This window comes from Priestia sp. ST2 (genome assembly GCF_055810735.1).
In genome coordinates, this window is the sequence record NZ_JBVVNT010000004.1 from 729,652 (window position 1) to 736,787 (window position 7,136).

Consider the following 7,136-nt stretch of genomic DNA (forward strand, 5'->3'; position numbering starts at 1 on the left):
TATATAATTAGGAATCTATATTGAACTCATTAACTGAAAAAAGTATTCGGACTTCTGAGTTTTATTTAAGCTATACCATGAATCTAATGTATTTGATGCAAATACATCTAATTTCTTTAATACGTCCCTCGCGAATTCTAGAGGTGCTACTCCTGAAGCAGTAATCATGTTATTATCGGATACTACAGGTCCAATCTCATACAACTTCTCTCCTTTATAATTAGGACAGACCATTTTTGTATATTCTAAGTTATTAAGCGTATGCTTTCTAGAATCTAAGTATCCACTATTTGCAAGGGCATCAGTAGCACCACAAATTGCAGCTACAATAGTACCAAGCTCTAAAACTTCCCCAACTTTTTTCAATATAGGTTGATGAATCTCCTCACTCCATGTATTCCCTCCCGGTAGAATTAAAAGATCTTTATCTAGAAAAGTGCACTCATCAAGAGAAATATCCGGCTGTATACTCAGTCCCCCCATTGTTTTAATAATTTCTTTATTAACTCCTACCGTCATTATTTTTAAAGGGGCTAAACCTTGCCTGAAATATCTTCCTGAATTTAGTTCAGCAATTAAATATCCATACTCCCAATCTGACATTGTATTAAATACATAAATATAAACTTTTTTTGTTTGCATATTAAGCCTCCCGAACTGACGTTCTCTATATTATACCATTTTAAAGGCATATATCTATAAAAATGTTAAAATATTCAGAAAAAAATTAAGGAGATTGAGAATCATTTGAAAGAAAACAAAATAGAAAAAGTCGTAATAGTAGGATTAACGACTCCACATTGTGTATCAACTGTTACTCGAATGAATAATAATTTAGGATTTGAAACGTATCTCATATCAGATGCCACAGCTGCATTTGCAATAAAAGGAGCAGATAATGCATATTATCCAGCTGAACAAATACATACTGTTTCATTAGCAACTTTAGATAATGAGTTTGCCAAAGTTTTAACAACTGAAGAATTGATCAAAAAGTTAAATTTGACTGAAGCAATACAATCATAAGATCTTTATTTTAACTGTATATCTTCTACAAGTGGAGTTACCATAATCAACATTCTAAGAACCAAAAAACCTTCTAGATCTCTTTCTAGAAGGTTTTATCATTAATTCTTTTTTAGCTTCTTCATAAAATTAAAAATAAAAACTCCAACCCCAAATAAAACTACCAAATTAAAAATTTGCCAAACAATATCTCCCCAATTGATGCTTGTTATATTCATAATAGACCTCCTATATCCTTATGTTTATATCTCTTAGTTTTTAACAGGAAGTAGGCCTGTCTCCGTTGTAATAATCAAAACGAAACCAACAACTTGATATTTAATAGCAGCAGATAAATTAGGTACTAAAGTAAAATAATCTACTTTATTGGTTAATGCCAAAAATCCCGTTAAAAATAGCAATGCCCCTAAAACATATGTAACCTTACCTAAAAGATTATATTTTTTCATACTATCGCCTCCTATAATATATACAAATACGTTCCATAAAAGTTACATTTTTACATGATTTAAGCAGATACACTTTAGGAAATCTGTTGCATATGATATACAAATTCAGTTTACATAATACCTCTTTTAGGAACACATACAAAAAAGGAGCCCTTATCTACCAAGGGCTCTAAGATTGTCATGTGAATGACAATCTGCAGATTTTTATACATTGCTGATTTATCCAAAGTCCTCTTATATGAAAAAGTAAGAGAACTGTATAAAACTACAACCTTACAGTTTTTAACGAAAAATGTGGTTTGGAACTAATTTCCACTTCGGTGTTACCGTCATTCCTCAAAATGGTTAAACGATTATTTTCACCTTTAATTTGGTTAACATCTTCTAATTCAAAATCAAAGATTAATCCTTTAAAGTGTTCATATCCTAAGCTTACACTACATTTGTTTTCGTGTATCCAAGTAGTCAATATTAATTGAAACCCATAGTCATCATTCTTGCTATACATAAACATACCAGTTTGTTCATCGACCATTACTACAGGTTTACCTTCAAATAACTCAAGCAGTTCGTATTCATTGTACTCCATTAATGTTCAAAGTCTCCTATCTTGGTATTACTGTAATAACATCACGATTATTATTTACGGCGACCTTAATTTTTTCAGCTATGTGATCAAAAGTTCCATTACTACTCCCCGGTTTCACCGGTGTATTTTTAATTGTGTCTTCAATTTCACCTATTTCTTATTTAATCAATGATTAGATCCATGTCCATATAGTGAATATTATCTTTTATATACACCTCTGGGACTGGGTTAAAACCAAATGACCTATAGAGATATTCTTCTGTTACAAAGGCTTGTTGAAGTGCTTGGTTCCTATGGGAGGTATTATGTTAACTGGTGTTGTATATAGTATTCATAGGAGAAAGGCGATATATGAATGTTAAAATGTTAGAAATCAAGCTTGAGTTAGAAGGTTGTGAAAAGTAAATGTTATTAGTTTATTTTTGGCGAGGATTAGCCATCTATTGGAATTAATCAATACGATTGCTTTAATATGGATCGTTGTTTTGTTAGGTAAGAAAAAAAAGGTGAGACGTATTTTGTTAAATTCAAAATACCGTCTCACCTTTTTTTGATGCCTAGAATTCACATTCATATGAGTAGATGTTTGAACTTTAGATAATAAACGTCATTACCAAATTAATGACTAAAATAGTTATTAAGAGGCCTAATATAGCTTTTTGAAGTGTGAAGTTTATTTTACTATTTTGAAACCCTTTAAATACTAGAACAAGGGTTATTAAATTCAAAAATAAAATTATGATTGCTGTAGGGCTAACGATAATATTCACTCCTATTGTTTTATGTCACTTTTATCTCTGATAAGTTTATATTCTTTTATATAACATATATAGATATTTTTGGATACACATTTTATTTCCTATAACGATGACTATGTGAACTGACTTTGTATGAAATATACATATATTCTTGTGAGGCTTTTGATATATACTTGAATTAAAAATGTATGTAGAAGCTCTGAAGGTCTTATGTTAAAGAATTTATTTAACAAAAAAATTACTGAAAAAGAATTCTGGTCTTGGTTTGAAAAAAATAGCGACGATTATTTTCAATTAGATGAAAATAACTATGATCTTTTATTTAACAAATTGAGCTTACAATTATCAAAGTACCATAAAAATTCAACTTTTGAATTCAGTGTAGAGATGAACCAAGGAAAAAGAGAATTTATTATCAGTGCGGAAGGAATGGTTTCAGCGTTTCCTGCTGTTATAAAGCTGGTAGAGGAAGCTCCCACCCTAGAGAAATTTAATATTGTAGCGTTTAGACAAAGACAAAATAGTGAACAGGAAATTTATTTTGAAAATATTGTTTTACATACAAAAGATATCTTCTTTACGTATAGAAAAGATAAACAAATGGATTGTTTAGATATTGTTATTTACATTAAAGGATATAGTGAAGAAAATGATCAGTTTATTGCTGCAGTGTTTATTATGCTCGATAATTTAATTGGTTAATATGATGTAGGTGTAAAACTTGGTGAAATAAATTTTGAGCCATATCAAGAAAAGAAAGACGCACAGCCTATTCTAAATTTAGTTTCTCTAGTTGATAGATTGTGAGTAAAAAGAGCGTAAGTTTTTGATAAACTTAACGCTCTTTTATTTCCGATAACGTGTTTTTTGTTAAATAGAACGAATAGCTAAACATATCCTCTAACACCAGTGTATATAGACCTATCTATATTTAATGAAGGAAGGATGGTTTATGAAGTAGCTCCATCCTTCTTTGATGGTATCCTTAATCCACTCAATACACATATGAATAGCTCATTCATTCAAACGTGTACGTATTTTCCTACGGCTTTGAAATAAAGTCACGATGTTTATAAAAAAGATGCGAAGTTTTACATAAAGATTGTCCGTGTAGTAGGTGAGGTTCATAGTAGTTTGGCTGCCTTAGCGTTTTTAAACCAGAACTGAGTATAATTATACTTTCTTTGAGTATCACCTTATTAACAGTTTTGAATATTTTTTTAAGTGTATGGTGATTACTTTTCTCTATTCTTATCTACTACTTCAGGGTTTCCGGTCTTTTCTATATGCACTTTTTCTTTTTTTAAGGTATCTGTAACAGCCTTAGTTTCTTGGAACTGACGTTTATAAATTGCAACATCTTCTAGAACTGTTGGATGTTTGATGACTTCAATACGCTCTTCACTAATAGGTATCCGAATAATTTCTGTATGTTCAGCCGTTGGATCTGTATTTTCTGCATCTAAAACTTTTTTCTCAATTATCAGTTCCTCATGGATCACAGGTATGGTAATGGTTTTTTCTTCCGTAAAAATCTCTTTATGTATGGTTACCTCTCCTGTTTTTATCCATTCTTTAGAGATGTCTAACTTCTCTTCATGAAGTTGGAGCTTTGCACTATTGTCAGTATCATAAATAACTTGTTCTGAAACTTTGCGATCATTCGTATTGGAGTCATATTTGGCAATTTTGTCCTTTGACATATTTTAGCCTCCATAGTTACTGTAATAAAGATAAGTTAGTTTTTTTCTATTTAAGACAATGTAAAAAGAGGGTGTAAAGTCATCCTTTAAAATACTCCCCTAAAAATACCTCCCAAATCGTTCTTACGATTTGGGAAGTGTTTTTGGGTTTAATTTATATCTTTTTTAATCGATAGAAGACGCTGTATCGTCGGAAGCTATATTAACGTGCCCAGTTGTATCAACATGAGCTTCTTCCCTTTTTAAGGTTTCTTCTACATGTTGCGTTTCTTCTACATTGCGCTTGTAAGCTGAAACTTCACCTGTTGTTACAGTGTGTTTGCTTACTTGAACCTGTTCCTCACTGACTGGAATGTGAATGGTTTCTTCATCACTAATAGATGAATTGCTGAGTTCGTTGTCAATAGCTCTTCTTTCAATAACAACTTCCTCATGAGTAACAGGAACGTCAACCGTTTGTTGCTCTTCTATAACTTCTTTTTGCAAGGTTACCTCTCCTGCAGCTATTTTATTTTTAGTGATATCTAATTCCTCTTTATGAAGACGAAGCTTTTCATTTTCATGATTATTTTGTGCTTTCTCATTCTCATTCTCATCTGCAAAGAGTCCAAAAAAATTGTTCATACATTTCCCTCCATTTTTATTTGTTTTATCAATTATTGGATCTACTCATCATTGTTTGTACAGTTGCCGGTGTCATCTTATTTCCATGTCTTCTTGTCATTGGATAAGTCGTAACAGCCCCAACTCCTAAACTCCATGATGAAAACAGCATGCCTCTATTATTACGTCCAAAATTAAATGAGGACGTTAATCAATGTAAGTTATTCATTATGTGAATACCCCATTGATAGTTATTCGGAAGAAAATAATCTCCCAACGTCTTTATTCTGTGACAATCTTACTTATCTATACCGAGAAAATGATACTACTTTATTTTCTGATTCATCCTCTTTAAAAACATACATCTTTGTCAACGGTAATGCTCGTTAAGTTACCAGTGAAAGCACTTCGAACAATATCAGAAGGAGAATGATGTCCTACTCAAATCCTTAAGAAAGTGCTCAGCTTGGAAGAAAAATAGCAGCATGAAATCGATTTTTATAAAGTATACGACTATGCTCAATTGCCGGATAAAATTAGTGGAAGATATGATCACTGCAACTCAGCTTACTTCAAAAGTTCAGTAAAAGGTGGCGTTTTCTTGTGTGAATGTCGGGAATGCGGAATGAAGAAGTGCATATGAGCAAGTTGATGCTGTTCTTTCTCGTTTCCAACTTTCCATAACCCCTGCAGCAAGTATTGCTCTTCATTTTGTTGCTCCTCATGTGTTGCGAGATAATCAGCTATTTTTTTAGCTACCAGAGCTAATTGGCTATCATTCAATCCTAATTTCTCACCTTAAATCAAGTATGTATAAAAAACTGCATACTCCGGAGAAAGAACCGTGGGAGTTCCCCCTTATAGTGAGACAAGGGTTCTTTTTTGTTTGTATTTTGGAAAGAGTAATTATGTTAACTAAATATGTATATCTTATACACCCTAAAAACAGAAAAAAACCTATCTCTTTTCAATCCAAAAAGGTAGGTTTTTTCTGCTCTATTGCTGTAAGGATTTTGGCTGATGCCTCACGGCGTCTCATGTAGTTTGCTCTGTTTATGATGTTTTATCCTTATAGTTCAACTAACTATTTAAATAAGTAGGATGGTCTACTTGTTTTTATGATAGTATTCATTCATAAGGGAGGGAGAGAAATGTTAGATAAACCACAAACCTACTGCGATAACGATCTCCGTTCCATAAGCCCAACATACCCAGCTAGCTGTATCAGCTGAAATAAACTGAGAAAAAATACTCAAAAAGAAAAGAGCAGCTTTTGGATTTAATACATTACATATAAACCGATATAAGCAAGCTATGACTTTGTTATGATTTCTGACAAAAACAATCTAATATTATTTTTCATTTTATTATATTTAGATTGCCTACATTGAATAATATCTACTATAACGAGCAAACTAAACAAGACGCCGTGAGGCATCTATCCAATACTTTAAAATCCTTGTTGTTTTAAATAGAAAAACCTACTGGTGCCGGATAAACCAATAGGTTTTTCTGTTTTATAACAAAGTGCACGACAGTTGAAACTTCATAGCTCTGAAAAGCTACCTCCAATCCTAGACATTATAGTAGAAGTAGTTACTTGTTCGCATTATATTTTAAAATAGTGGCACAAAACCTGTTAGAAAGGTACACACTGATGAGTGCTTTTAAATAGCTAGGACTGAAATAATGCTAATGCTTTAATGAAACTGAATTTTTTCATACCCTTTTCCTTTTATTAAGAAAATACATTCACACATGTATGACAATTGTCATACTAACTACTTGACGTTTATATCTTTTATTACCAGCTACTATGTTCTACTATAAATATAAAGAAGAGTTGAATACTAATCAATGTAAAGAAAGATGTAAGGAGGAACACATGAGCAAACAAAAAACGACTGAACTAAGAAAAAATGTAGCACCTTTTGAAAAACCCAATACAAAATCGAGTATAAAGCAATTGATAAACACATTCCTTCCGTTTTTCCTACTTTGGTTTCTA

General features: G+C 31.9%; 8 protein-coding genes and 3 pseudogenes. 4 read left to right on the top strand and 7 right to left on the bottom strand.

The window, feature by feature from the left end; all coding sequences use genetic code 11:
* Positions 1-15 precede the first annotated feature (15 nt).
* Positions 16-642: a type 1 glutamine amidotransferase family protein gene (locus tag AC0KUU_RS21335; protein ID WP_043980977.1), complete on the bottom strand. Its 627-nt coding sequence runs from the start codon at positions 640-642 to the stop codon at positions 16-18.
* A gap of 93 nt (positions 643-735) precedes the next feature.
* Here AC0KUU_RS21335 and AC0KUU_RS21340 point away from each other — a divergent pair.
* Positions 736-1,026: pseudogene (locus AC0KUU_RS21340) on the top strand (isochorismatase family protein); the annotation flags it as partial.
* Between the two features lie 251 nt (positions 1,027-1,277).
* Here AC0KUU_RS21340 and AC0KUU_RS21345 read toward each other — a convergent pair.
* Together AC0KUU_RS21345 and AC0KUU_RS21350 are read right to left on the bottom strand one after the other, a co-directional pair.
* Positions 1,278-1,475: a hypothetical protein gene (locus AC0KUU_RS21345; protein ID WP_043980975.1), complete on the bottom strand. Its 198-nt coding sequence runs from the start codon at positions 1,473-1,475 to the stop codon at positions 1,278-1,280.
* Positions 1,476-1,740: 265 nt separating this feature from the next.
* Positions 1,741-2,064 (bottom strand): hypothetical protein, encoded by a 324-nt coding sequence (locus AC0KUU_RS21350; protein ID WP_043980974.1) that lies wholly within the window; start codon positions 2,062-2,064, stop codon positions 1,741-1,743.
* A 968-nt stretch (positions 2,065-3,032) separates the two neighbouring features.
* On the opposite strand from AC0KUU_RS21350, the gene AC0KUU_RS21355 reads away from it, so the two are divergent.
* Positions 3,033-3,524: a hypothetical protein gene (locus tag AC0KUU_RS21355; protein ID WP_237074279.1), complete on the top strand. Its 492-nt coding sequence runs from the start codon at positions 3,033-3,035 to the stop codon at positions 3,522-3,524.
* Positions 3,525-4,057: 533 nt separating this feature from the next.
* Here AC0KUU_RS21355 and AC0KUU_RS21360 read toward each other — a convergent pair.
* A complete protein-coding gene (locus AC0KUU_RS21360) occupies positions 4,058-4,525 on the bottom strand; it encodes a YsnF/AvaK domain-containing protein (RefSeq protein WP_034276286.1) in 468 nt (155 codons plus the stop codon).
* Positions 4,526-4,690: 165 nt separating this feature from the next.
* Complete coding sequence (locus AC0KUU_RS21365) at positions 4,691-5,149, bottom strand: YsnF/AvaK domain-containing protein (protein ID WP_028409567.1); 459 nt, start codon at positions 5,147-5,149, stop codon at positions 4,691-4,693.
* Positions 5,150-5,651: 502 nt separating this feature from the next.
* On the opposite strand from AC0KUU_RS21365, the gene AC0KUU_RS21370 reads away from it, so the two are divergent.
* Positions 5,652-5,771 carry a DUF8096 family protein gene (locus AC0KUU_RS21370; RefSeq protein ID WP_471873209.1) on the top strand — a complete coding sequence of 40 codons (120 nt, stop codon included), beginning with the start codon at positions 5,652-5,654 and terminating at the stop codon, positions 5,769-5,771.
* 53 nt (positions 5,772-5,824) lie between these two features.
* Here the strand turns inward: AC0KUU_RS21370 and AC0KUU_RS21375 are convergent.
* A pseudogene (locus AC0KUU_RS21375) lies at positions 5,825-5,911 on the bottom strand (DUF3243 domain-containing protein); the annotation flags it as partial.
* 371 nt (positions 5,912-6,282) lie between these two features.
* Complete coding sequence (locus AC0KUU_RS21380; protein WP_318253772.1) at positions 6,283-6,474, bottom strand: LysE family transporter; 192 nt, start codon at positions 6,472-6,474, stop codon at positions 6,283-6,285.
* Positions 6,475-7,013: 539 nt separating this feature from the next.
* Between AC0KUU_RS21380 and AC0KUU_RS21385 the strand changes: the two are divergent.
* Positions 7,014-7,136, top strand: a pseudogene (locus tag AC0KUU_RS21385) (fatty acid desaturase); the annotation flags it as partial.